Source organism: Streptomyces sp. NPDC001502 (genome assembly GCF_042894785.1).
GTDB lineage: Bacteria > Actinomycetota > Actinomycetes > Streptomycetales > Streptomycetaceae > Streptomyces > Streptomyces kutzneri.
Window position 1 is genome coordinate 292,775 of the sequence record NZ_JBIAVW010000009.1, and the last position, 22,582, is coordinate 315,356.

The following is a 22,582-nucleotide window of genomic DNA, read 5'->3' on the forward strand; positions in this document are numbered from 1 at the left end:
CCTCTTGATCCGCGCACACTGGGAGGGATGTGGCTGCCGTCACCCAGCAGGGAGGCCGAACCATGGCAAGTCCGATCAGCGCATCACAGACCGCGCGCATCGTGCGGCTGGCGGCACGCGTCAGGCCCGAGATGTGGGACGCGATCAATCCGCACGGGCCGGTGTTCGCCGCCGGCGTGGCAGGGGTCCGTTCCCTCGACCGAGACTCCGAAGTCGCCCTCAACCCACAGCCGCTCCCGCCCCGCGAACAGCTGCGGATCGCCCTCCTGCAGACGGTGAAAGGGGTCGCCGAGACGGCGATCGGGGCGCACCAGGGGGGCCGCGACCCCCGCGAGATCCTGCAGGCGGTCGGTGACGACATGTGCCCCACACCGCCGCACCCGAAGATCCCCTGGCCCAAGAACTGGCCGGGACCCTGGCCGCCCGGGGAGCCCTTCCCCATCGACCTCGTCGACCCGCAGTACGCGACGCCCGCCGTCCAGGCGGTGGCCGGGCTGGCGTTCCAGGGGTATGCCGACGGCATCGCCGACGAGAAGCTGAGCGCCGTCTTCGGCGAGCTGGCCGACCGGCTCTTCGACGCGGCCCTGCACAACTCCGGTTCCGGCTCCGCCTGAGCGCGCCGACGCGACCGGGGCCGGGTCCGCCCCTTGATCAGTGCTGGTACGCGGCGAGCGAGATGCCGACGTAGTGGGCCACGAAGGCCGCGAGGGTCAGCGAGTGGAAGACCTCGTGGAAGCCGAAGAAGCGCGGCGAGGGGTTCGGGCGCTTCATGCCGTAGATGACCCCGCCCACGCTGTAGAGGAGGCCGCCGACGATCACCAGGACCAGGACGGCGATCCCGCCGGTGCGCATGAAGTCGGGCAGGAAGAAGACCGCCGCCCAGCCCATGGCGATGTAGCAGGGGGTGTAGAGCCAGCGCGGGGCGCCGACCCAGAAGACCCGGAAGGCGATGCCGGCGGCGGCCGCGATCCACACCGCCCACAGCAGGGTCCGCCCGGTGGAGGGAGGCAGCAGCAGGACGGTCAGCGGGGTGTAGGTGCCCGCGATGATCAGGAAGATGTTGGCGTGGTCGAGCCGCCGCAGGATGGCCTCGCCCCGCGGACCCCAGGTGCCGCGGTGGTAGACCGCGCTGACGCCGAAGAGCAGGCAGGCCGTGAGGATGTACACCCCGCAGGCGACGCGGGCCCGGGTGGAGTCGGTGAAGGCCATCAGCACCAGGCCGGCGACGACCACGGCGGGGAACATCCCGAGGTGCAGCCAGCCGCGCAACAGCGGCTTCTCCTCCAGGGCGGTCTCCGCCGCCTCCAGGGCCTCGACTACCGGTGTGGCCTCGGCGGCCGGGACGGCGGCGGCATCAGAAGTCATGCGCGCCATGCTACCTACGGGTCCGTAGGTTTCCGTTAGTGGTCTTTACGGAAGATTGACGGACGTGGCAATGCTCACGTGAGAGGCCCTCTGGACATATGCGCACATCCACCGGATGATCAGATGAGTGCGGTCGGCACCGGATGAGCGGAGCGCGAAGCGTCCGGGTCGCAGCCCCCACGGGGCAAACACCAAACACACCCCTCAACAAGGAGCAATCGTGGCGCGCGACAACGCGGCTCCCACCATCCCGACGACTCACCAGGAACTCATTTCCTGGGTGGACGAGATCGCAGCCCTCACCCAGCCGGACCGCGTCGTCTGGTGCGACGGCTCCGAGGCCGAGTACGAGCGCCTGTGCGAGGAGCTCGTCACCAAGGGCACGTTCAAGAAGCTCGACGAGACGAAGCGCCCGAACTCGTACTACGCCGCCTCCGACCCCTCCGACGTCGCGCGCGTCGAGGACCGGACCTTCATCTGCTCCGAGAAGGAGGAGGACGCGGGCCCGACCAACCACTGGAAGGCCCCCGCCGAGATGAAAGAGATCTTCGCCGGCGGCGAAGGCATCTTCCGCGGCTCCATGAAGGGCCGGACGATGTACGTCGTCCCGTTCTGCATGGGCCCCCTCGGCTCCGAGCTCTCCGCGATCGGCGTCGAGATCACCGACTCCGCCTACGTCGCGGTCGCCATGCGCACCATGACCCGCATGGGCAAGGCCGTCCTCGACGAGCTCGGCACCGACGGATTCTTCGTCAAGGCCGTCCACACCCTCGGCGCTCCGCTCGCCGAGGGCGAGGCCGACGTGCCGTGGCCCTGCAACACCACCAAGTACATCTCGCACTTCCCGGAGACCCGCGAGATCTGGTCCTACGGATCCGGCTACGGCGGCAACGCCCTCCTCGGCAAGAAGTGCTACGCCCTGCGCATCGCGTCCGTCATGGCCCGCGACGAGGGCTGGCTCGCCGAGCACATGCTGATCCTCAAGCTCACCCCGCCGGCCGGCGAGGGCGAGACCACATACGTCGCCGCCGCCTTCCCGTCCGCCTGTGGCAAGACCAACCTGGCCATGCTGGAGCCCACGATCTCCGGCTGGACCGTCGAGACCATCGGCGACGACATCGCCTGGATGCGCTTCGGCGAGGACGGCCGCCTCTACGCGATCAACCCCGAGGCCGGCTTCTTCGGCGTCGCCCCCGGCACCGGCGAGCACACCAACGCCAACGCCATGAAGACCATGTACGCGAACACCGTCTTCACCAACGTCGCGCTCACCGACGACGGCGACGTGTGGTGGGAGGGCATGACCGAAGAGGCGCCCGCGCACCTCGTCGACTGGAAGGGCAACGACTGGACTCCGGCCTCGCAGACCCCGGCCGCCCACCCCAACGCCCGCTTCGCCGTCCCGGCCTCGCAGTGCCCGACGATCGCCGCCGAGTGGGAGGACCCCAAGGGCGTCCCGATCTCCGCGATCCTCTTCGGCGGCCGCCGCGCCTCCGCCGTGCCGCTGGTCACCGAGTCCTTCGACTGGAACCACGGCGTCTTCATCGGCTCGAACATCGCCTCCGAGAAGACCGCCGCCGCCGAGGGCAAGGTCGGCGAACTGCGCCGCGACCCCTTCGCCATGCTGCCGTTCTGCGGCTACAACATGGGCGACTACATGGCCCACTGGGTCAAGGTGGCCGCCGACAAGGACCAGGCCAAGCTCCCGAAGATCTACTACGTGAACTGGTTCCGCAAGAACGACGCGGGCAAGTTCGTGTGGCCCGGCTTCGGCGAGAACAGCCGCGTCCTGAAGTGGATCGTCGGCCGCCTCGACGGCACCGCCGAAGGCGTGGAGACCCCCATCGGCATCCTGCCGACCAAGGAGTCCCTCGACCTCGACGGCCTGGACCTCCCGGCCGAGGACCTCGACTTCCTCCTCACCGTCGACAAGGAAGTCTGGCGCGAGGAGGCCGCCCTGGTCCCCGAGCACCTCAACACCTACGGCGACCACACTCCCAAGGAGCTGTGGGACCAGTACCACGCACTCGTGGAGCGCCTGGGCTGAGCCAGGACGCGCCCTGAAGAAGGGCCAATGAACGTGGGAGCCCCCGACCAAGCGGCGTCCCACCGCTGTGGGAGCCCCCGACCAAGCGGCGCCCACCGCAGCACCGGCCCGTCCTGTCAGGAGCGTCCGCGCTCCTCCAGGTAGGCCGTGTGCGTCTGCTGACGGCGGGCCTCCACCTCGTGGAGGCCCGCCGTTACGCGTTGCGCCTCCTCGCGCAGGAGCCCCAGCTGCCGCTCCAGGTGCCGCTCCGGCGACTCGCCGCCCGGCGTCATCCGGCTCCACCAGCGGGTCCGGTTGTACGCGTCCACACTCTCCGGCACGTCCTGCCGGACCGCCCGCGACACCGCGTGCACCGCCTCCGGATCGGTGACCAGCACATCGGCCACCCACCCCGGCTCCAGCAGCGCCCCGTACAGCTCCAGCAGTTCCGCGAGGGCCTCCCCGGCCCCCGACGGCAGCTCCACCTCGGCGACGTACTCCCGCAGCCGCCCGAAGTCCTCGCGCAGTACGCCGAGCTCCTCCCGCGGATCGAACGGCGGCGGCGCCGTCCGCTCCGGCGGCGCGATCAGCGCGCCCGCCCCGTACAGCCCGGCGACCACCACCGGCCAGTACGCACCGGCCACCCCGGCAAGGGTGAGGGCCAGGCCGGCCACGCCGCAGGCGGAGCCGGCCAGGTTCTTCCTCGACTCCAGGTACTTCAGGCCCCGGGCCGTCCTACTGGTAGCCACGGATCTCCTCGAAGGCTCCGGCCAGCGAACCGCCCCCGGCTACCGCTGTGGGGCCCCCCGTGCCGGTGGCGTCGAAGAGCCGCCCGCCGGTCAGTTCGGTGATGTGGGTGAGTTCCTTGCGGTCCGAGTCGCCGAACAGCACCGCGAAGACGGGCGTCTGCTTCTGCGCCGGAGGCAGGGCCGCGTGGAAGGAGTCGAAGTGCTTCGCCCCGACACCCTCGGTGTTCTCGCCGTCCGTCATCAGCACGATCGAGGTGAACGCGTCCGCGCCGCCCTGGCCGAGGTGCTGGTACGCCGCCTCCAGACTGCCGTAGACCGCCGTACCCCCGTCCGGCTCCAGCGACTTCACGTCCCCCCGGATCGCGTCCAGCGCCGGACCCGGATTGCCGGGCTCGACGACGTGGGTGCGCACCTTCTTCACCTTGGAACCGAAGGGCAGCAGCGTCACCTCCTCGCGGTCCCGGAACCGCTGCCCGGTGCCCGAACTCCCCGAGCCCGTCAGATCGGTGAGCGCCGACTTCAGCCGCCCGATCCGGTCCTCCTCGCTCATCGAACCCGAGGTGTCCAGCACGTACACCGTCCGCGAGGGCCGGCGCAGCTCGTTCTCGTACGAGGCCAGCAGCCCGTCGGCGACCGACCGCGAACCCGGGAAGGGCAGCTCGCGCCGCTTCTCGGCGTCCAGCCCGGCGGCCGGCGCCACCCCGGCCGCGACCGGGCGGCGGAAGGTCTGCTCGGTGATCGCCTTCTGCGCCTCCGGGCCCCGCAGGTACTCCGTGAGCGCCCGCCCCGCGTCACGGGCCCCGGCCGGGGCCGAGGTCAGCAGCGTCAGCGGATAGTGGGCGGTGACCACACCGTCGCGCGGCCGGATCACCGTCAGCGGAGCCCCGGCGTCCTTCGCGTCCCGGTTCATGGACAGCAGCACCGACTCGTAGTTCACCAGCGCGTCCACGTCCCCGCGCTTGCCGTACGCGGTGACGAGCCAGCCCGAGGAGCCCGACGTCAGCTTCTGCCCGGCGAAGAACTCCTTCAGCCGGGGCGTGGCCGCCTTCACGTCCGCGTCGCTCAGCGCCGCCTGCGCGCCCGACAGCCCCGAGGCCACCGACACCAGCGCCGAGAAACCGGAGTTGGAGCGCACCGGATCCGTCATCCCGTACGTCAGCTTCCCGGCGGCGACGGCCTCGTGCACCGCCGGCCAGGTGACCTCCTCAGGCTTCCAGCCGAGCCGGGCCAACGCCTGCGGCTTCACGCCGAGGGCGACCGGCGAGGACATCACCGAGGTCTCGCTGGAGAGCTTCCCGGCCGCCTCCGGCCGCAGCCGCAGATAGTCGTTGGAGGAGAGCCAGATCGCGTCGTACCTGCCGTCGGCCTGCCCGGAGGCGACCTGCTCGGCGGCGTCCAGCGTCCCGGACCAGGTGAGCTTCACGGTGACCCCGGTGGTGGCCTTGGCGGCCTTCAGCACAGGTTCCATGTCACTGAGCTCGCTGGAGGCCAGCACCCGCAGCGTGCCCTCCTTGTAGGCCGTCTCCGCCGGCTCGGCCGCACCCTCGGAGGTGCAGGCCGTCGCCGCCGTGAACACGGCGAGGGCGAGCGCGAGCGCGAAACCCGTCCGGCGCAGCCGACGGCCCGGCCGCGGGGGCCGGGGCCGAGCCCCCGCCGCCGCCCGTACCCGCCCGGCCGCGCTCACAGCGCACCCCCTTCGAGCGCACCGGCGGTCCGCGTCCGCGCGAGGTACGCCGACGCGCTCTGCAGCTCCCCGGCCAGCGACTCCACCGTCGCCGCCATGTTCTCCGTCGCCTGCACCTTGAAGGTGTCGATCGCGTCCAGCGTCTTGTAGATCTGCGCGAACGCCGACCGCAGCGTCTCCGCGCCCACCGCCGGATCGGCCGCGATCCGCTGGATCTCGCCGCTCTGCGTGGACAGCATCTCCGCGTTGCCCCGGATCAGCTCCTCGGTGGTCCCCTTCAGGGCGTTGACCTGCTCGATCACCTTGCGCTGGTGGTCGAGGGCCGAGGCCAGCATCACGGCGATCCGCAGCGCGGACACGGTGGTGGTGGCGGCCCGGTCGACGCCCTTGATCAGCTCGTCGTTGCTGCGCCGGACCACGTCCATCGCCAGGTAGCCCTGCGCGCAGACCGCCAGCTGCGTCAGCAGGTCCTGGTGCTTCTGCCGGACCGGGAAGAGCACGTCCGCGCGCAGCGCGTCGGCCGCACCCGGATCGGTGTGCTCCGCCTCGGCGACCCGCTGCTCGACGGCGCTGTCCAGGGCCTCGGTCAGGACGGCGTACTCCTGGAGCTTGCCCATCGTCTCCCACAGGCGCGAGCGCTCGGTGTGCAGGGCCGCGTTGTCGCGGCGCAGTTCGTCCTGGCCGCTGCGCAGCGAGCCCACGATCTTGTTGAGGGTGGCCTGCGAGGAGGCGTACTTCGCCACGTGGTCGCGGAACTTGTTGCCGCCCGGCAGCTTCGCGAGCAGCTTGCGGGCCCCCTTGGCGGGCGTGTCCCGCGGGTCGAGGTCCTCGACCGTGCGCCGCAGCTCCACCAGGGAGCCGGCGACCCGGGCCTGGGCGTCGCCGCCGCCGTCCGGGCCCAGCGAGCGCACGGCCCGCTCCAGCATCCGGTTGGACTGCTGGGCGGCGCTGCGGATGTCGGCCTGGCCGAGGCCGGCTACCTCGCCGATGCGCTGCGCGAACTCGGGGGAGCGGGCATCGATCGCGGCGAGCGAGCCGACGTACTCCCCGGCCCGGCGGGCCATCTCCTCGCGGACACCGTCCTGCAGCGGGACCAGCCCGGCGGCCTGCTCCTTGCGTACGGGGGCGACGGGCTCCGGAGGACTCAGGTGGAAGGACGTGTCCTCGGGCGGTGTCAGTGTCATGGCGTGTCCCCCTGGCCCTTGGCGCGCTGGGCCAGCGCCATCAGGATCTTGACGGTGGGTGTGCCGACCTGGCGGATACCGGTCAGCCCCGTGTTGAGGTAGGCGGTGTGCGGGGCCGTCGCGGCGGCGAATTCGGCCACGCCCTCCTGCGGGCGGAACCCGCGGAGCACGGCCAGTTCGCGCAGCTTCGGATCGGTGGCGAGGAGGGTGCCCAGCTCCCTCGCCTGCTCGGTCAGCGGCACGAAGGTGTGTGCCGAGTTGACGGTGGTGTCCGGGTAGAGCACGACCATGTCGCCCGGGTCCTGGTGCTGCATCAGGAGCGAGGCCACCTGGGACTCGTACACCAGGATCAGCGGTTCGCCGCTGCCGCTGATGAAGGCCCGGAAGGGGTCGTCGGTGCTGGGCTCCAGCGCGCCCTGGACGGAGATCAGCTTGCGCATCAGCGGCGCGGTGCGTGCGATGCCGGCGTCGTCGGCGACCACGGTGCTGCCGTTCGCCACGTTGGACGTGGCGGCGAGGAAGAGGGCGCCGGAGTTGGAGGACGACGGGTCGGTGGTCTTGATGAACACCGTGCCGGTCAGCTCGGCGTGGGCCGCGGAGCCGGGCAGCTGCTGCCAGGTCCGGTCCTCGCCGGAGGCCTTGAGGAAGGGACCCATGAGCAGGGTCCCGGAGCTCTTGCCGGTCATCTTGGCGAGGCCGTTGGCGGCCAGCACCTCGGCCGCGCCGGAGCGGGCGATGACGATGAGGGGGGAGAAGAACGGCTTGGTCTCCTGGGCCCCCTTGAGCCCGGCGGCGGCCGCGACCTCCTTGGCGGGTTCACTGCTGCTGGGGAAGGCGAAGTCGAACTCCTTGAGGGCGAGTTGGTCCATCGCCCAGGAGCCCGAGGTCTCCGTCTTGACGGTGTAGCCCTTGGCGGCAAGGGCCTTGACGACGTCGGGGTCGCGGAAGAATTCGGACTTCTCCGAGCCGATGACGCCACGCACGGTCTTCGTTGCCGTGGTTTCTGGGTGATCCTGCCCCTGGAATGCGACGACGTAGAGCACGCCGCCGATCAGGAGGAGGCCCAGGACGATTCCTAGGATGCGTCTCACGGGTGCAGAATGCTCGCGGAAACCCACATTCCGCGCCGATTTGAATGAACGTCAGGTGTCCAGGCGGTCCCACTTCGAAATGCTGTGTGAGCCCTCGGGTGCTGGTGGGCGGGGCGGCGGCCCGGGAGGATCGGGGCATGGGCGTGAGCACGTTGAAATGGCAGGGCTGGCTGGTCGGCCTGGTGACGGTGGCCGGGCTGCTGGTGTTCGCCCCGCTGGGTCTGTACGTGTGGGCGAGCGGCGGCGATCCGCCGCAGGCGCCACCGCGGGCGGCGGTGGAGGACGTACGGGTCACCGGGTGCCGAATCGATCCGGCCAGCCGCCGGGTGGTGGCCGCCGTGGAGGCGGCGGGGCGGGCCGAGGGCCCGGGCGCGTACGTCGTCACGGTGGAGTTCCGCGACAGCGCCGAAGCGGATCCGCAGAGGCGGGCCGCGCAGGCGCTGGTGAAGATCCCGGGCGTGGCTCCGGGCGCGACCGAGTACGGGGAGGCGGTCGGCCCGGTGTGGCCGGTGGCGACGGTGCCCTGGTGCGGGATCGCCGGCGCGGAGTTCGCGCGGACGACCTAGCGGACGAACCCGTGAGGGATTGCGCAGGGAGTCGCCACCGGTCCTCACCGTGGGGCGATCAGCCGTTCTGGTTCACCTTGATGACGACGGTGCTGCACACCTTGTCGGCGAAGGTCTGCTTCTTCTCGTCCCACAGCGGCCACAGGTAGCCGAGGTAGCAGGCGGCGCTGTCGAGGAAGTGCGCCAGCTTGCGGACGAACGCCATGCCGAAGCCGAGCGTGGCCCCGTCGTGCTCGCGGTGCACGCTGATGCCGACGATCTTCTTGCCGAACGTCTGGCCGGTGGTGCCTTCCTTGTAGATCTGGAAGAAGAGCATGCCGAAGAAGTACAGCGTGCCGATCAGGCCGAAGACGCCGGCGATCGCCTCGGTCGACTCGTCGCTGGCGATGGCCGCGCCGACACCCATCAGCGCGTACATCGGGCCCGCCATGATCAGTCCGTCGAGCAGGGCGGCACCCACGCGCAGACCCCAGTGGGCCAGCGGCGGCATCCCCGAGCCCGGCATGCCCGGCGCGTGCATCCCCGGCGGCGGGTACGCGCCGTACGGCGGCGGGGCCTGCTGCGGGTAGCCGTACTGCGGGACGGCGCCCTGCGGCGGCTGCTGCGGGTAGCCGTACTGCGGGGGCACACCCTGCGGAGCCTGCTGCGGGTAGCCGGGCTGACCCTGCGGGGGCTGCTGGCCGTAGGGGTTGTTCGGGTCGCCGAAGCTCATGGGCGAATCTCTCCAGAATGCTCGAACGGGGACGAAGCGGAGTGGAGGAGATTGACCATGTGGAGCGGCCTCCCCCGTGCAACCGCGTCTTTCAGCCCTCATCGTGTTCGGAGCACCGGATTCTGTCCAATTTCCGCCCCTGGCGCGGGACCTCGCGGGGGGAACGTGGCGCCCGGTCCGGAGCCTCCGCGGCCCCGGACCGGGGCCGTCTAGAGGGCGCCGGCCAGGTCCGAGGACTTCAGGGCGGCGGCGTGCGCGTCCATACGCTCGGCGGCGAGGATCGCGACGGTGGTGTCGGCGCGGGACGCGGCGACGAGGAGTGCGCGGGCGGCGAGGTCGTGGGCGCGCTGGTGCAGCGCGGCGGTGTCCTCGGCGCAGTGGCGCGGCGCACGCGCGGGCCGGGCCCCGCGCAGTCGTGCGACCTGGGCGGCGATCTCGGCGGCACCTTCGTCGAGCCCGAGCTCGTCGGTGACGGCGAGCAGGGCCGCGAGATGGCCGGCGAGCTGGATGTCCAGCGCTTCGCCGCGGCTGCTGTGCGGGTAGTCGGCCGGAGTGGCGCCCATGCGGTGGACGACCGGCTTCGTGCGGATCGGCTCGTACATGAGGTGGCCTCCTGCGTGGTCAGGAGACCATCCTACATTGGATTGGTTCTAAAGTTGAGCTGAATCCTGTTGTTGGGGGGTGCGTCTCGCCGGCTGGACTCCGGCGAGTCGCACCGTGCGCCGCTACAGCTGGCTGTAGCCGTCGAGGAAGTTCCCGATCCGGGTCACGGCATCGGCCAGATCCTTGGCGTTCGGCAGGGTCACGATCCGGAAGTGGTCGGGCTCGGGCCAGTTGAAGCCCGTGCCGTGCACCACCATGATCTTTTCGGCCCGCAGCAGGTCCAGGACCATCTGCCGGTCGTCCTTGATCTTGTAGACGGACGGGTCCAGCCGCGGGAAGGCGTACAGCGCACCCTTCGGCTTCACGCAGGTGACGCCCGGGATCTGGGTGAGCAGGTCGTACGCGACGTTGCGCTGCTCAAGGATCCGCCCGCCGGGCAGGACCAGGTCCTCGATCGACTGCCGGCCGCCGAGCGCGGTGGCCACGGCGTACTGCGAGGGCATGTTCGCGCACAGGCGCATGTTCGCGAGGATCGTGAGGCCCTCGATGTAGCAGGTGGCGTGCTTCTTGGGGCCGCAGACCGCCATCCAGCCGGCCCGGTAGCCGGCGACGCGGTAGTTCTTCGAGAGGCCGTTGAACGTCAGCGTCAGCAGGTCCGGGGCGATGGCGGCGGTGTTGTGGTGCACGGCGCCGTCGTACAGGATCCGGTCGTAGATCTCGTCCGAGCAGACGACCAGGTTGTGGCGGCGCGCGATGTCCGTGAGCCCGCGCAGCATCTCTTCGTCGTAGACGGCACCGGTCGGGTTGTTCGGGTTGATGATGACGATCGCCTTGGTGCGATCGGTGACCTTGCGCTCGATGTCGGCGAGGTCGGGCATCCAGTCGGCCTGCTCGTCGCACCGGTAGTGCACGGCCGTGCCGCCGGCCAGGGACACGGAGGCGGTCCACAGCGGGTAGTCCGGCGCGGGGACCAGGACCTCGTCGCCGTCGTCGAGCAGCGCCTGCATCGACATCTGGATCAGCTCGGAGACGCCGTTGCCGAGGTAGATGTCCTCGACGTCCAGGTCGATGCCCTTGGTCTGGTAGTGCTGCATGACCGCGCGGCGCGCGGAGAGCAGCCCCTTCGCGTCACCGTAACCGTGGGCGGTGCCCAGGTTGCGGAGCATGTCCTCAAGGATCTCCGGAGGGCACTCGAAGCCGAAGGCCGCGGGGTTGCCCGTGTTGAGCTTGAGGATGCGATGACCTGCTGCTTCGAGCCGCATCGCCTCTTCGAGCACGGGGCCGCGGATCTCGTAACAGACATTGGCGAGTTTGGTTGACTGGATCACCTGCATGACGGGAGCTTACGGGCCCGGGTGCGCGCTTGACGTGTGTTTTCGAAGAGAGGTCCGAGGGGCGATTTGTCCCACTTCGGGCAATGCGTGGGTGGGGAAGTGGTCCCCCCTTGGAATCCGGGGCCGCGCCCGCGTTCCGACCTGCGGAATGAGTGGGGCGCGGGCGTGTGCGAGCACCTGGTGTTGCGCTCGTCACCCCAGGTGGCCGCCTGGATCGTGAACGACCGGGTAGGCCGCATGAGTACCCCACATGAGTACGTGCACTCATGTGGGCGCCGGTGCTGCGACGGAGGCTGGGTGCATGAACCAGGGCGAGTGGAAGCCGGCGGACCACCGCCGGCGCACCGAACGGGTCGGCACGGTCGTCGTCGCGGTGGCGGGCGCCTTCATGGCGGCAGGGGCGATCTACATCGGGTCCGTCCTGCTGGTGTACGTGTGCAGCGGCAACTGAGGAGCGCGGGACAGTGGTTTTCGTAGTCGGTGACATGGAGATCGCCACGGTCGGCACGGATGGCGACGACCGGGCGATCGAGTTCCTGGTCAGGCCGGAAGGAGTCCTGGAGGAGGCCCGCTTCGCGATCTTCCGCGAACACGACCAGGACTGGGAATCGGCCCGCCTCGCCATCGACCCCCACTCGGGCAGCGTCCCCCTGGCGGCGGTGGAATGGGCGGTGGAGTTCGCCCGCGAGTACCTCTGAGGGGGTGGGAGGGTGGGTCGGGGTCGGGGTCGGGGTCGGGGGCGGGGGTGGGGAGGTGGGGCGGGGGCTTCGGGGTGCGGGAGCCGGCTGGGCGGGGGCGAGTAGGCGGGGCGGGGACTCGGGTAGTCGGGAGCTACTCGATCGGAATCAGGGATGGGTATGGGGGTTTCCCGTCAGTCCCATCGTCCCTCCGTGTCGGGCCGGTCCCTCAAGGGCGCTCGTTCCTCGCGTCGCTTCGCGATGGCCTTCGGCCACCCTTGACCGACCGTCCCGCCCCGGAGAAACGAAAGACTGCCGGGAAGCCCCCAAAGGAACGGGCCGGGTGTTCAAGGATGAGGACGGGGCGGCCAGAGACGTGCTGCCCGGTCGGGCGCGAAGAGCCACGGTCAAGAGGCGGGGCCCATCACAGACCAGGGCCCGTGTCGGGGGAAGCGCATCCAATCGCTACGCGCTCCTCATCTCTCAGCGTCCGACGACCGTCCTGGGCTGGACATAGGCCGCCCACGACCCGTAGGTGCTCCTCCAGGGAGGCGTCTGACGGCCGGCTGGGGTGAAGAAGGCCGGGACAGCGGCTATGTCGTCGTGAGTGCGGGTCAGCGCACGTGGGCGGGCCAGAAGGCCGACCGTTTGCCCCAATTACACCTGTTTGTTCATGGACTTATGGGGTGATGCTCGCGCTGACCCGGTTCTACGACGGAATAGCCGAGCTGCCGGCCGGCCGCCCCTCTCAGCAGCTCTCATCAGCCCCTGCCGGCCGTCGGACGCGGTCATGGAGAAGCGCGTAGCGATCCGAGGCGGCCTATGCCCAGCCCCAGACGGTCGTCGGACGCTGAGACGTGAGGAGCGCGTAGCGATTGGATGCGCTCCCCCGACGCGGATGCCGGTCTGTGATGGGCCCCGTCTCTGGACCGTGCTCACCCGGACCCCCTCGCGCATCTCTGGCCGCCCCGTCCTGATCCTTGAACTCCCGGCCCGTTCCTTTGGGGGCTTCCCGGCAGTCTTTCGTTTCTCCGGGGCGGGACGGTCGGTCAAGGGTGGAGCGCAGCGACATCACGCAGTGACGCGACGAAGGAGCGCCCTTGAGGGACCGGCCCGACACGGAGGGACGATGGGACTGACGGGAAACCCCCATACCCATCCCTGATTCCGATCGAGCAGATCCCGCCCTCCGGAGCCCCGCCGTACTTCCCGGCCCCCGCCCCGCCGGCTCCCGCCCGCCGAAGCCCCCGCCGTACTTCGTCTGATTCCGGACACCCGACCCCACCCGCTCCCCCCGGTGTCAGTGGTGGCGCATACCGTTCGAGGTGTGAAGCCGCTCAGGATCATTGCCGGGGATGCGACGAGTCCCCAGGCCAAGGGGCCCAAGGTCATCGCGCATGTCTGCAATGACCTCGGGGGGTGGGGGAAGGGCTTCGTGCTGGCCGTTTCGAAGCGGTGGGGCGAGCCCGAGGCCGCGTTCCGGGCCTGGCATCGGGGGCGCAGCGGGAACGACTTCGGGCTGGGCGCCGTGCAAGTGGTGCAGGTGAAGCCCGACGTGTGGGTGGCCAACATGGTCGGCCAGCGCGGCATCCGGACCGGAAGCGGGGGGCCGCCCATTCGCTATGACGCCGTGGAGCGGTGCCTCACCGCGCTCGCCGGCCATGCGGTCGAGCTCGGGGCGAGTGTTCACATGCCGCGCATCGGGTGCGGGCTCGCGGGCGGTACGTGGTCGCGTATCGAGCCGCTGATCACCGGGGCGTTGTGTGCGCGCGACGTGGAAGTGACCGTGTACGACCACGGGTGAGTCGCGCGTTCTCAGCGACCGGTGGCCGGTGGGTGGCGGACGGGCCAGGCCGACGCCGGGATCCGGGGTGCGCGCCGCTTGTGGGCTTCGCGCGCCAGGAAGGCGGCCCCCGAGACGACTGCCGTGAGGAACGGCAGCGCCAGGGCGGCCGGCCGCCAGACGGCCCAGAATCCCAGGGCGCTCACCCACGCCGCCGACGAAGCGGCAGCCAGGGCCACCAGCAGCGTGATCCTGGCCCAGAGGGGCAGCCTGCGGCTCACCGCGACGGTCGCGTATCCGAGGACCGCGCTCGCCGTGAGGGTCACGGCCAGGGCCGCGAGTGTGACGGCAAGCCAGACGGCAAACCCGAGGACAAGCAGGGGCAGGCCCATGTCGTGCCGACCTCCGGACTCGGGGCGACCGGTCGCGAGGGCAGAGGGATTCGCATTCCCGCTGTTCCGGCAGGTTCACCGGAGGTCATACTGCCAGAACATTGAACGTGTTCAACACTGCCCCCTGTCACCCGTAGGCCCGGTGTCGGCGGCACGGTCCGGCCGTGGGGGCGTGGCACGATCGCGGGATGGAGTACCGGTACGCCACCGAGGCCGATGCACCCGCCATGGCCGAGCTCTTCGCCGCCAACCACCACGACGCGCTGACGGAACGGCAGCGGGCGGAACAGGGTTTCGTGCAGGGCCGCTTCGACGCCGGCGTGCTGCGGGCGATGGCCGGTGCGCGGGAGCTGCTGGTCGCGGACGACGGGGGCCGGATCGCCGGGCTGCTCGCGCTGTCGGCGCCCGCGGCTCTGGCAGACCCGTCACCGCCGGTCGCGGGCCTGCTCCAGGCCCAGGAGGCACTGGAGTGGCAGGGGCGCCCGCTGGCCGAGGCGCGGTGGCTGCTCTACGGGCCGGTCGTGGTCGCCGCCGCGTACCGGGGGCGTGGTGTGGCCCGGGCGCTGTTCACCATGGCGGTGGCGGCGGCTTCGGAGCGCGCCGACGCCGTGGTCGCCTTCGTCGAGGCCGGGAACGTGCCGTCCTGGAAGGTGCACGTCGACGGCTTCGGCATGGTCCCGCTGGGCGACTTCGTCGCGGGCGGGCGCACGTACAGCGCGGTCGCCGCGGCGACGCTCTGACCCTTGCGCGCGGAGTGCTCAGCCCATGCGCTCCAGGATCACCAGCGGGATCTCGCGGGGCCGGGCCGCAGCGCGGTCGTCCTCGAAGGGGGGCCACAGGGCCGTCATCATCTCCCAGTACACCTCCCGTTCCTGGGGCGTGGCGGTGCGCGCCAGCGCCCTGAAGGTGGCGGCGCCGACCTGGAGGCGGACCTCCGGGTGGGCGGTGAGGTTCCGGTACCAGTGGGGGTGGTCCGGGGCGCCGTAGGCGGAGGCCAGGACGATGTGGCGGCCGGCGTCCTCGGCGTAGATCAGCGGGGTGCGGACGGCGCGGCCGCTGGCGCGGTCGAGCGTGGTCAGCAGGAGGGTGCGGACTCCGTGCCAGAGGTGCCCGTCGGCTCCCGCGGTGCTCACGTAGGCGCGTACGTGGTCGAGCCGTGGGCCGGGTCGCGGGTCGGTGGGGTGGTCCCAGTCGACATCGAGTGCGTGCATTTTCCTGTCCTTAGGGTCGTGTCCCTCTTGCGGCTAACGAGCATTAACGATTCTGGATGCGCCCGACCCGTAGCGCATGCCCACAGGTCTGGACCAAGCTCGTCGTATGGATCTGGAGCTGAGGCACCTCAAGATCGTCAGGGCCGTCGCCGACGCCGGGAGCCTGACGCGGGCCGCCACCGCGCTCGGCCTCGCGCAGCCCGCGCTCAGTACGCAGCTCAAACGCATCGAGCGGGCGCTGGGCGGGGCGCTGTTCCTGCGGGGGCGCGACGGCGTACGGGCCACGGCGCTCGGTGAGCTGGTGCTGGAGCGGGCCCGGGTGCTGCTGCCCGCCGTGTGCGAGCTGCAGGAGGACGCACGGCGGTTCGCCCGCCAGGGGGCGCACGGCTACCGGCTCGGCGGCACGCACGGACCGCTGCTCGGCGGGCTCGTGGACCGGCTCGCCCACCAGGAACCCGGCGTGCCCGTGACCACGTACACCTCCTGGTCGGAGAAGGAGGTCGCCGCCGGCGTCGCCGAGGGCCGCCTGGACTTCGCGATGGTCGGGGTCTGCGGGGAGAGTGCACCGCCCGAGCCGGGGCGCCTGGCCTGGATGGAGGTGGCGCGCGACCCGGTGTACGTGATGCTGGCCGAGGACCATCCCCTCGCCCTGGCCCCGCGTACCGGGATCGAGCTGGCCGAGCTGGCCGCCGAGGCATGGACGGAGGTCCCCGGCGACGGGTGTTTCGGCGACTGCTTCGCCGCGGCCTGCGTGCGGGCCGGATTCACGCCCGCGTGCGTCTACGAGACCGACACCGCCTCCTGCGTGCACCTGGTGCAGGTGGGGCGGGCGGTCGGACTGTGCCGGGCCACGTTCCCGGTGACCCCGGGGGTGGTCACGCGGCCCCTTGCCGGGGCCCCGCTCATCTGGCGGCACCTGCTGGGCTGGCACCCCGCCGCGCGGGTCGCTGCGCGGGCTGCCGATGTGCTGGAGCATGCGCGGGCTGCGCATACGGAGGCCCTGGCCAGGTCGGCCGGGGCGGCGGCCCTGCGGGTGGCTCCGCTGCCGACCGTGCCGTCGCCTGCGGCGTGACTGTGTACCGGGCGGGTGCGGCGCCGTTGCGGGGGCGCTGCCCCCGAGCCCCCGCGCCTCAATCGCCGGCGGGGCTGGAAGATCGGGGCGCTGCCCCCGGGCCCCCGCGCCTCAATCGCCGGCGGGGCTGGAAGATCGGGGCGCTGCCCCCGAGCCCCCGCGCCTCAATCGCCGGCGGGACTGGAAGAGCTGGGGGCGCTGCCCCCGGGCCCCCGCGCCTCAAACGCCGGCGGGGCTGAGATCGCGCCGGCGGGGCTGAGATCGTGGGGCTGGGGTGCGGGGACGCCCCCGGCGGGGCCGGGGGCGGTTGCGGCAGTCCTCGGGTGCGGTGCCGTCGCTACGGCAGGTAGCGCTCGATGACCTGCGGGCCCTCCTTCTCCATGAGCTTCCGGGCCTTCTCGATCCGCTCCGGAGTCGGGTCGTGGCCGGTCACCATCACGAGGTCCTCGGGGTCGTACGGTCGCTCCCCGCCCGTGAAGAGGCGGTCCGACCGTGTGGGCTGCTCGTCGGGTTCACTGACCATCGCGTACCTCCTACGGTTTTCCCCTGGCCCCATCCTCCGGCCGCCGCCCCATGAACGCACCTCGACCGCGCGCGGGCCGCCCGGCGGCCCCGGGCATAACACCGGGGAAGGGGCCAACCGGCAGCTCCCGCACGGCGGTTCGGATTTCTACGGTTTCCGCAGACCCCACCGGAAACCGAGGAGATCCCCCATGCTCAAGCGACACGCCCGCGCGGCGTGTACCGCCCTGGCCGCCGCCGGGCTGCTGCTGGCCGGGACCGGCGGCGCCATCGCCGATTCCGCCCCCGCCGCGCCCTCCGCGGCGGCCACCCTGCGCACCGCCGACGCCCCGCCCGAGCTGCTCGCCGCGATGCAGCGCGACCTCGGCCTGACCCCCGCGCAGGCCACGGCGCGCCTCGCCCACGAGGCCGAGGCCGGGGCCACCGCCGCCCGGCTGCGCGACCGGCTCGGCGCCGCCTTCGCCGGGGCCTGGGTGGACGGGGCCGACGCGGGCACCCTCACCGTGGCCACCACCCGGGCCGCCGACACCGCCGCGATACGGGCCGCCGGGGCCCGGGCGAAGCTGGTCACCCGCACCCTGGCCGACCTGGACGCCGGCCGGGCCGCACTGGACCGGGGCGCCGGCGCCGCGACCCCCGTCCGCTACGTCGACCCGCGCTCCAACACCCTCGTCGTCGAGGAGACCGAGGCGGGGGCGGCCGCCGCGCTGCTGGCCGCGACCGGGACCGACCCGGCCGGTGTCACGGTGGTCCGTACGGCCGAGGCCCCGCGCCCGCTGTGCGACCTGCGCGGCGGGGACGCGTACTACATGAACGGCAGCGGCCGCTGCTCCGTCGGCTTCCCCGTCACCAAAGGGGCCGTGAACGGCTTCGCCACCGCCGGGCACTGCGGGCGCGCCGGAACCGCCACCAGCGGCTTCAACCAGGTGGCCCAGGGCTCCTTCCAGGCCTCGGTCTTCCCCGGCAACGACATGGCCTGGGTGGCCGCGAACACCCAGTGGACCGCGACCCCGTACGTGAAGGGCAGCGGCGGCGCGAACGTGCAGGTCACCGGCTCGGTGCTGCAGCCGGTCGGAGCCTCGGTATGCCGTTCCGGATCGACCACCGGATGGCACTGCGGCACGATCCAGCAGCACAACACCAGCGTCACCTACCCCGAGGGCACCATCTCCGGCGTGACCCGTACGACGGTCTGCGCCGAGCCGGGCGACTCGGGCGGCTCCTACCTCTCCGGGAGCCAGGCCCAGGGCGTCACCTCGGGCGGCTCCGGCAACTGCTCCGGCGGCGGGACCACCTTCTTCCAGCCGCTGAACCCGATCCTGTCCGCGTACGGACTGACCCTCAAGGTCAGCGGCAGCGACCCCGGCCCGGGCCCCGGGCCCGGAGACCCCGAGCCGGGCGGCACCTGGAAGGCGGGCACCGTCTACGCGGCCGGCGCCACCGTCACGTACGGCGGCTCGGCCTACCGCTGCCTCCAGGGGCACCAGGCCCAGACGGGCTGGGAGCCGCCGAACGTCCCGGCGCTCTGGCAGCGGGTGTAGCCGTACGGCCGCGCACGCGCGGACCGGTGCCGTGACTGCCAAGGGGGGAGTCACAGCACCCCCGTGTGCGCGCGGGTCAGACGAGGACCGCCGCCAGCGTGCCCAGCGCGCCGAAGACGGTGAGCAGGGCGCAGATCGACAGGTTCACGATCCGGTGCTCCCAGAAGACCGCGACGAACTCGCGGATGGTGGCGCTCGGCCAGTAGTACTTCGCGGTGGGGGATCCCAGCACCTGCCCGTTGACGCCGGTCTTGCGGGCCAGCATCGCCGCGCGGAAGGCGTGGAAGTTGTTGGTGACCACCACGCACCGGTAGGCCGGGTCGTGCGCCGTCATGATGTCCCGGCTGAAGAGCATGTTCTCCTCGGTCGTGGTGGAGCGGTCCTCCAGCACCACGTGCTGCTCGGGCACGCCCTGCGCGATCAGCCAGTCCGCCATCGCCCGGGCCTCGGCGACCTTCTCGTCCGAGCCCTTGCCGCCCGAGACGAGGAGGACCGGCGGCCGCCCGCTCCGGGCCAGCTGGGCCTCGTAGATCTGCTGCCCCTTGCGCAGGCGGGAGGCCAGCAGCGGCGGCACGCGGTCGCCGCCGACCAGGCCCGAGCCCAGCATGACCACGTGGTCGACGTCGCCGCGCACCTTGATCCGCCCGTAGAGGAAGGCGTAGCCGAGGAAGCAGAAGAAGACGAAGGAGACGTAGCCGGCGACCACGGTGACCGTTCCGGCGATGCCGCCGAGGAGGGGGGAGCCGACCACGCCGACGAGGACCAGCAGTGCGATCAGCGCGAAGATCGTGAGGCCCGCGAGCATCGACAGCAGGTTGGCCGGCCGGAAGCCCTCCTTGCGGATCATGACCACGCCGTTGCGGACGAGGAAGACGCCCAGGGCCAGGGCGGCGAACGCGGGTGAGGCGAAGGCGAGTACGACGACCGTGACGGCCGCCCAGGTGGGCAGCTTGCCGACCTGGAGGAACAGCGCGGAGAACGCGCTGAGGAAGGTCAGCCCCAGGAGCACGGCGTTCTGGAAGCGGCGCCGGTCCTGCCGGACGCTTATGCAGAATGCGAGGAAGAGCAGGGCGGCGAGGGCGAAGGCGACCATGCGGTCCATCGTAGATGTCGGATCTACCGAAGATCGCGGGCGGTTCGGCGCACCGAGCGTCCGGCCAGCACGTCCGTCCGGCGCCCGTCGCGCATGACGAAACGCCCGTCGATCAGGACGTGCGGGACACCGGTCGGCAGCACGCGCGGCCGCTCGTACGTGGACCCGGCCGCGACCGTGTCCGGGTCGAAGAGGACGAGGTCGGCGCGGTATCCCACGCGGACCAGGCCCCGGTCGGGCAGCCGCAGGCGCGCGGCGGGGCGGCCGGCCAGGTGGGCCACGCACTCCTCCAGGGAGAGCAGCCCGAGTTCGCGGACGTAGTGGCCGAGGTAGTGCGGGAAGGTGCCGTAGGCGCGCGGGTGCGGTTTCGCGCCCTGGAGGATGCCGTCGGAGCCGCCGGTGTGGACCCGGTGACGCATGATCGCCCGGACGTTCTCCTCGTCCCCGACGTGCTGGAGGATCGTCGGCGCGAGCCGGTCGCCGAGCAGGAGCCCTCGGGCGGTCTCCCAGCCGTCCAGGCGCCTGCCGACGTACGGGCCGTAGGCGGGGTCGGCGGTGCCCGAGATCTCGATCGTCGACCAGTCGACGGGCACCCCGTGGCAGCCGTCGGAGCCCTCGACCTCCAGCGCGTGGCGGATCCGCTCGGCCTGGGTGCCGTCGCGCAGCCGCGCCAGGACCGCCTCCGGGCCGCCCTCGTTCGCCCAGCCGGGCAGGAGCGCGACGAGGGTGGTGCAGCCGGGGGTGTACGGGTAGCTGTCGAGGGTGATGTCGGCGCCCCCGGCCAGTGCCGCGTCGAGCAGGGCGAGCAGTTCGCCGGCCCGGCCCCGGTTCTCGCCGAAGTTCATGGTGGCGTGCGCGAGGTGCAGGGCGCAGCCGGCCTCCCGGGTGAGGGCGACCATCTCGGCGTAGGCGGCCAGCGCGTCGTGGCCGTAACTGCGGTGGTGCGGGCAGTAGTAGCCGCCGTACCGGGCCACGACCCGGCACAGCTCGGTCAGTTCGGCCCCCGTGGCGTACATGCCGGGGGTGTAGGTGAGGCCGGAGGACAGGCCTACGGCGCCCTGGGCCAGGCCGTCGGCGACGAGCCGGCGCATCCGGTCCAGCTCGGCCGCGGTGGCCGGGCGGTCGTCCCAGCCGAGGGCGTAGGCGCGGACCGTGCCCTGCGGGACGAGGTAGGCGGCGTTGACGGCGATGCCCTCGCCGCCGAAGCCGCGGTCCAGCCGGTCGAGGTACTCGCCGACCGTGCGCCAGTCGAAGTCGATGTCGTCGCCGGGGCCGTTCCAGCCGGCGATGGCGGCCCGCACCTCGCCGAGGGTGCGGTCGTCGACGGGCGCGTACGACAGGCCGTCCTGGCCGAGGACTTCGAGGGTCACGCCCTGCGCGGCCTTCGCGCTGTGGTCCGGGTCGCGGAGCAGGGCGAGGTCGCTGTGGGCGTGCATGTCGACGAAGCCCGGGGCGAGGGCGAGCCCGTGCGCGTCGAGGGTCCGGCGCCCGCCGCCCCGGAGCCCGCCGCCCGGGAGCCTGCCGATCTCGGTGATCCGGCCCTCGTGGACGCCGACGTCGGCGGTGTACGAGGGCCCGCCCGTGCCGTCGACGACGCGGGCCCCCCGGATGACCAGGTCCACCGGACCGCGCCTAGAAGAAGGTGCGGACGTAGTCGGTGACGGTGCCGTCGGCCTCCACGACCGGGATCAGCGGCCACTTCTCGAAGATCGTGCAGGGGTGGGACATGCCGAGGGCCACCCAGTCGCCCACCTGCACGTCCTCGGCCGAGTCGGTCTCCAGCCAGGCGTGCTGGTCGGACAGCTTGACCACGCGGACGCCGGTGGCGGGGCGCTCCACGCCGGTGAGGGCGTCGCGGACGAGCTCGGCCTCGGGCAGGCCCAGGTCGTAGGCGATGTCGCGCTTGCCCGCGTTGACGAAGGCCTGGGTGGGGGAGGGACGGGAGACGACCTGGGTCCACAGCCGGAACGCCGGGCGCAGCCCGCCCTCCTCCGGATGCCGGTTGAAGGGGGTCAGCCGGGTGTACCAGCCGTGGTCGTGGGAGACGTACGCGCCGGAGCGCAGCAGCTTGAGGACCGGGCGGGAGAGCTCCGGGAGCTCGGCGAACACGTCGGCGACCGCGTCGAACCAGGCCGAGCCGCCGGCGCTGACGACGATCTCGTCGAGGTCCGCGGGGAAGCGGCCCGCCTTGTCGAACTCGACGGCGAGCGCGGTGAGCCGGCGCAGGTACGCGTGGACGGATTCGGGGTCGGCGCCGGGGACCTCGGCCTCGTACCCGCCCATGCCGACCAGGCGCAGGGTGGCGGTGGCGGCGACCGCGTCGGCGACGGCGCGGCAGTCCTCCTCGGTACGGGCCCCGGTACGGGCGCCCTCGCCGGCGCCGAGCTCGACGACGACGTCGACGACGGCGGGCGAGTCGCGCAGGGCGCGGTCCATGAGGTGGACCCCGCGCACGGAGTCGACGTAGCAGACGAAGCGGAAGCCGGGGTCGGCGGCGAGCTCGCCGGCCACCCAGCGCAGGGCGGCGGGATCGACGAGCTCGTTGGCGAGGAAGATCCGCTGGATGCCGAAGGCGCGGTAGACGCGGGCCTGGTGGGGGACGGCGGCGGTGATGCCCCACGCGCCGTGCTCCAGCTGGCGGCGGAAGAGCTGCGGGGACATGCAGGTCTTGCCGTGCGGGGCGAAGGCCAGGTCGTGACGGGCGGCGTAGGCGCCGAGCGCGGCGAGGTTGTGCTCCAGCGCGTCCGCGTCGAGGGTCAGGACGGGGGTGGTGAAGCCGCCGGTGTACAGGTCGCGGCGCTCGGCGGCGAGCCGGCCGACGGTGAGGCCGTGCGTCTGGGCGTCCGGGGGGAGGCCTTTGAACCGGTGGTCGACCGGCTCGTCGGCGAGGTCCTTGACGGGGTCGCTGTCGCTGGCCATGCGGGTGCCTCCGGGGGTTGCGTGTTGTGCAACAGTCGTTGCGTGTGCCGCTGCATGC

General features: G+C 72.0%; 23 protein-coding genes. 9 read left to right on the forward strand and 14 right to left on the reverse strand.

Going from position 1 to position 22,582, the window contains the following annotated elements; genetic code table 11:
• The first annotated feature begins 62 nt into the window (after positions 1–62).
• A complete protein-coding gene (locus ACFY0D_RS18565) occupies positions 63–614 on the forward strand; it encodes a hypothetical protein (protein WP_390799268.1) in 552 nt (183 codons plus the stop codon).
• A gap of 37 nt (positions 615–651) precedes the next feature.
• Here ACFY0D_RS18565 and ACFY0D_RS18570 read toward each other — a convergent pair whose 3' ends face one another.
• Positions 652–1,365, reverse strand: coding sequence for a hemolysin III family protein (locus ACFY0D_RS18570; protein ID WP_030765123.1), 714 nt, complete (start codon positions 1,363–1,365; stop codon positions 652–654).
• Between the two features lie 220 nt (positions 1,366–1,585).
• On the opposite strand from ACFY0D_RS18570, the gene ACFY0D_RS18575 reads away from it, so the two are divergent.
• The gene (locus ACFY0D_RS18575; RefSeq protein WP_390799269.1) at positions 1,586–3,412 is read left to right on the forward strand and encodes a phosphoenolpyruvate carboxykinase (GTP); all 1,827 of its coding nucleotides are present in this window, start codon (positions 1,586–1,588) and stop codon (positions 3,410–3,412) included.
• A 116-nt stretch (positions 3,413–3,528) separates the two neighbouring features.
• Here ACFY0D_RS18575 and ACFY0D_RS18580 read toward each other — a convergent pair whose 3' ends face one another.
• The 4 genes from ACFY0D_RS18580 to ACFY0D_RS18595 all read right to left on the reverse strand — a co-directional run bounded on the left by ACFY0D_RS18580 (position 3,529) and on the right by ACFY0D_RS18595 (position 8,099).
• The gene (locus tag ACFY0D_RS18580; RefSeq protein ID WP_390799270.1) at positions 3,529–4,140 is read right to left on the reverse strand and encodes a hypothetical protein; all 612 of its coding nucleotides are present in this window, start codon (positions 4,138–4,140) and stop codon (positions 3,529–3,531) included.
• Complete coding sequence (locus tag ACFY0D_RS18585; protein WP_390799351.1) at positions 4,127–5,755, reverse strand: extracellular solute-binding protein; 1,629 nt, start codon at positions 5,753–5,755, stop codon at positions 4,127–4,129. Before ACFY0D_RS18585 ends, ACFY0D_RS18580 begins: the two co-directional genes overlap by 14 nt.
• 65 nt (positions 5,756–5,820) lie before the next feature.
• Positions 5,821–7,008 carry a toxic anion resistance protein gene (locus ACFY0D_RS18590; RefSeq protein ID WP_390799271.1) on the reverse strand — a complete coding sequence of 396 codons (1,188 nt, stop codon included), beginning with the start codon at positions 7,006–7,008 and terminating at the stop codon, positions 5,821–5,823.
• Positions 7,005–8,099, reverse strand: a complete 1,095-nt coding sequence (locus tag ACFY0D_RS18595; protein ID WP_390799272.1) for a hypothetical protein — start codon at positions 8,097–8,099, stop codon at positions 7,005–7,007. Before ACFY0D_RS18595 ends, ACFY0D_RS18590 begins: the two co-directional genes overlap by 4 nt.
• 143 nt (positions 8,100–8,242) lie before the next feature.
• Between ACFY0D_RS18595 and ACFY0D_RS18600 the strand changes: the two genes are divergently transcribed.
• Complete coding sequence (locus ACFY0D_RS18600) at positions 8,243–8,665, forward strand: hypothetical protein (RefSeq protein ID WP_390799273.1); 423 nt, start codon at positions 8,243–8,245, stop codon at positions 8,663–8,665.
• A 58-nt stretch (positions 8,666–8,723) separates the two neighbouring features.
• Here the strand turns inward: ACFY0D_RS18600 and ACFY0D_RS18605 are convergent, their stop codons facing one another.
• The 3 genes from ACFY0D_RS18605 to ACFY0D_RS18615 form a co-directional block, all read right to left on the reverse strand.
• The gene (locus tag ACFY0D_RS18605; RefSeq protein ID WP_390799274.1) at positions 8,724–9,377 is read right to left on the reverse strand and encodes an RDD family protein; all 654 of its coding nucleotides are present in this window, start codon (positions 9,375–9,377) and stop codon (positions 8,724–8,726) included.
• Between the two features lie 209 nt (positions 9,378–9,586).
• On the reverse strand, positions 9,587–9,979 hold the full coding sequence (locus ACFY0D_RS18610) for a hypothetical protein (protein WP_390799275.1): 393 nt from the start codon (positions 9,977–9,979) through the stop codon (positions 9,587–9,589).
• A gap of 123 nt (positions 9,980–10,102) precedes the next feature.
• Positions 10,103–11,314, reverse strand: coding sequence for a pyridoxal phosphate-dependent aminotransferase (locus ACFY0D_RS18615; RefSeq protein ID WP_351162591.1), 1,212 nt, complete (start codon positions 11,312–11,314; stop codon positions 10,103–10,105).
• Positions 11,315–11,615: 301 nt separating this feature from the next.
• On the opposite strand from ACFY0D_RS18615, the gene ACFY0D_RS18620 reads away from it, so the two are divergent.
• From ACFY0D_RS18620 to ACFY0D_RS18630, 3 genes are all read left to right on the forward strand, one after another.
• A complete protein-coding gene (locus ACFY0D_RS18620; RefSeq protein ID WP_390799276.1) occupies positions 11,616–11,765 on the forward strand; it encodes a hypothetical protein in 150 nt (49 codons plus the stop codon).
• Positions 11,766–11,778: 13 nt separating this feature from the next.
• Entirely contained in the window at positions 11,779–12,012 is a 234-nt protein-coding gene (locus ACFY0D_RS18625; protein ID WP_266353139.1) for a hypothetical protein, read from the forward strand.
• A 1,306-nt stretch (positions 12,013–13,318) separates the two neighbouring features.
• Complete coding sequence (locus tag ACFY0D_RS18630) at positions 13,319–13,795, forward strand: macro domain-containing protein (RefSeq protein ID WP_390799277.1); 477 nt, start codon at positions 13,319–13,321, stop codon at positions 13,793–13,795.
• A gap of 11 nt (positions 13,796–13,806) precedes the next feature.
• On the opposite strand, the gene ACFY0D_RS18635 is transcribed toward ACFY0D_RS18630, so the two are convergent.
• On the reverse strand, positions 13,807–14,166 hold the full coding sequence (locus ACFY0D_RS18635) for a hypothetical protein (protein WP_390799278.1): 360 nt from the start codon (positions 14,164–14,166) through the stop codon (positions 13,807–13,809).
• A gap of 188 nt (positions 14,167–14,354) precedes the next feature.
• On the opposite strand from ACFY0D_RS18635, the gene ACFY0D_RS18640 reads away from it, so the two are divergent.
• The gene (locus ACFY0D_RS18640; protein ID WP_390799279.1) at positions 14,355–14,906 is read left to right on the forward strand and encodes a GNAT family N-acetyltransferase; all 552 of its coding nucleotides are present in this window, start codon (positions 14,355–14,357) and stop codon (positions 14,904–14,906) included.
• A gap of 18 nt (positions 14,907–14,924) precedes the next feature.
• Here the strand turns inward: ACFY0D_RS18640 and ACFY0D_RS18645 are convergent, their stop codons facing one another.
• Complete coding sequence (locus tag ACFY0D_RS18645; RefSeq protein WP_390799280.1) at positions 14,925–15,377, reverse strand: nitroreductase/quinone reductase family protein; 453 nt, start codon at positions 15,375–15,377, stop codon at positions 14,925–14,927.
• Positions 15,378–15,483: 106 nt separating this feature from the next.
• On the opposite strand from ACFY0D_RS18645, the gene ACFY0D_RS18650 reads away from it, so the two are divergent.
• Entirely contained in the window at positions 15,484–16,449 is a 966-nt protein-coding gene (locus ACFY0D_RS18650) for a LysR substrate-binding domain-containing protein (protein ID WP_390799281.1), read from the forward strand.
• Between the two features lie 337 nt (positions 16,450–16,786).
• Here ACFY0D_RS18650 and ACFY0D_RS18655 read toward each other — a convergent pair whose 3' ends face one another.
• On the reverse strand, positions 16,787–16,972 hold the full coding sequence (locus ACFY0D_RS18655; RefSeq protein WP_030013293.1) for a hypothetical protein: 186 nt from the start codon (positions 16,970–16,972) through the stop codon (positions 16,787–16,789).
• A 190-nt stretch (positions 16,973–17,162) separates the two neighbouring features.
• On the opposite strand from ACFY0D_RS18655, the gene ACFY0D_RS18660 reads away from it, so the two are divergent.
• Entirely contained in the window at positions 17,163–18,512 is a 1,350-nt protein-coding gene (locus ACFY0D_RS18660; RefSeq protein ID WP_390799282.1) for a carbohydrate-binding protein, read from the forward strand.
• Between the two features lie 76 nt (positions 18,513–18,588).
• On the opposite strand, the gene ACFY0D_RS18665 is transcribed toward ACFY0D_RS18660, so the two are convergent.
• Genes ACFY0D_RS18665 through ACFY0D_RS18675 form a run of 3 tightly spaced genes read right to left on the reverse strand, consistent with a single transcriptional unit; the run spans position 18,589 to position 22,524 of the window.
• Entirely contained in the window at positions 18,589–19,605 is a 1,017-nt protein-coding gene (locus ACFY0D_RS18665) for a YdcF family protein (RefSeq protein ID WP_390799283.1), read from the reverse strand.
• A 23-nt stretch (positions 19,606–19,628) separates the two neighbouring features.
• Complete coding sequence (locus ACFY0D_RS18670; protein WP_390799284.1) at positions 19,629–21,227, reverse strand: amidohydrolase family protein; 1,599 nt, start codon at positions 21,225–21,227, stop codon at positions 19,629–19,631.
• Positions 21,228–21,237: 10 nt separating this feature from the next.
• Complete coding sequence (locus ACFY0D_RS18675) at positions 21,238–22,524, reverse strand: amino acid deaminase (protein ID WP_390799285.1); 1,287 nt, start codon at positions 22,522–22,524, stop codon at positions 21,238–21,240.
• Positions 22,525–22,582: the final 58 nt, after the last annotated feature.

Excerpts from the sequence above, each read along its gene's own strand:
- ACFY0D_RS18620 (WP_390799276.1), top strand. The coding sequence starts at position 11,616 with ATGAACCAGGGCGAGTGGAAGCCGGCGGACCACCGCCGGCGCACCGAA.
- ACFY0D_RS18650 (WP_390799281.1), top strand. The coding sequence starts at position 15,484 with ATGGATCTGGAGCTGAGGCACCTCAAGATCGTCAGGGCCGTCGCCGAC.
- ACFY0D_RS18645 (WP_390799280.1), bottom strand. The coding sequence starts at position 15,377 with ATGCACGCACTCGATGTCGACTGGGACCACCCCACCGACCCGCGACCC.
- ACFY0D_RS18635 (WP_390799278.1), bottom strand. The coding sequence starts at position 14,166 with ATGGGCCTGCCCCTGCTTGTCCTCGGGTTTGCCGTCTGGCTTGCCGTC.
- ACFY0D_RS18655 (WP_030013293.1), bottom strand. The coding sequence starts at position 16,972 with ATGGTCAGTGAACCCGACGAGCAGCCCACACGGTCGGACCGCCTCTTC.
- ACFY0D_RS18610 (WP_390799275.1), bottom strand. The coding sequence starts at position 9,979 with ATGTACGAGCCGATCCGCACGAAGCCGGTCGTCCACCGCATGGGCGCC.
- ACFY0D_RS18640 (WP_390799279.1), top strand. The coding sequence starts at position 14,355 with ATGGAGTACCGGTACGCCACCGAGGCCGATGCACCCGCCATGGCCGAG.
- ACFY0D_RS18565 (WP_390799268.1), top strand. The coding sequence starts at position 63 with ATGGCAAGTCCGATCAGCGCATCACAGACCGCGCGCATCGTGCGGCTG.
- ACFY0D_RS18570 (WP_030765123.1), bottom strand. The coding sequence starts at position 1,365 with ATGACTTCTGATGCCGCCGCCGTCCCGGCCGCCGAGGCCACACCGGTA.
- ACFY0D_RS18675 (WP_390799285.1), bottom strand. The coding sequence starts at position 22,524 with ATGGCCAGCGACAGCGACCCCGTCAAGGACCTCGCCGACGAGCCGGTC.
- ACFY0D_RS18660 (WP_390799282.1), top strand. The coding sequence starts at position 17,163 with ATGCTCAAGCGACACGCCCGCGCGGCGTGTACCGCCCTGGCCGCCGCC.
- ACFY0D_RS18665 (WP_390799283.1), bottom strand. The coding sequence starts at position 19,605 with ATGGTCGCCTTCGCCCTCGCCGCCCTGCTCTTCCTCGCATTCTGCATA.
- ACFY0D_RS18605 (WP_390799274.1), bottom strand. The coding sequence starts at position 9,377 with ATGAGCTTCGGCGACCCGAACAACCCCTACGGCCAGCAGCCCCCGCAG.
- ACFY0D_RS18590 (WP_390799271.1), bottom strand. The coding sequence starts at position 7,008 with ATGACACTGACACCGCCCGAGGACACGTCCTTCCACCTGAGTCCTCCG.
- ACFY0D_RS18615 (WP_351162591.1), bottom strand. The coding sequence starts at position 11,314 with ATGCAGGTGATCCAGTCAACCAAACTCGCCAATGTCTGTTACGAGATC.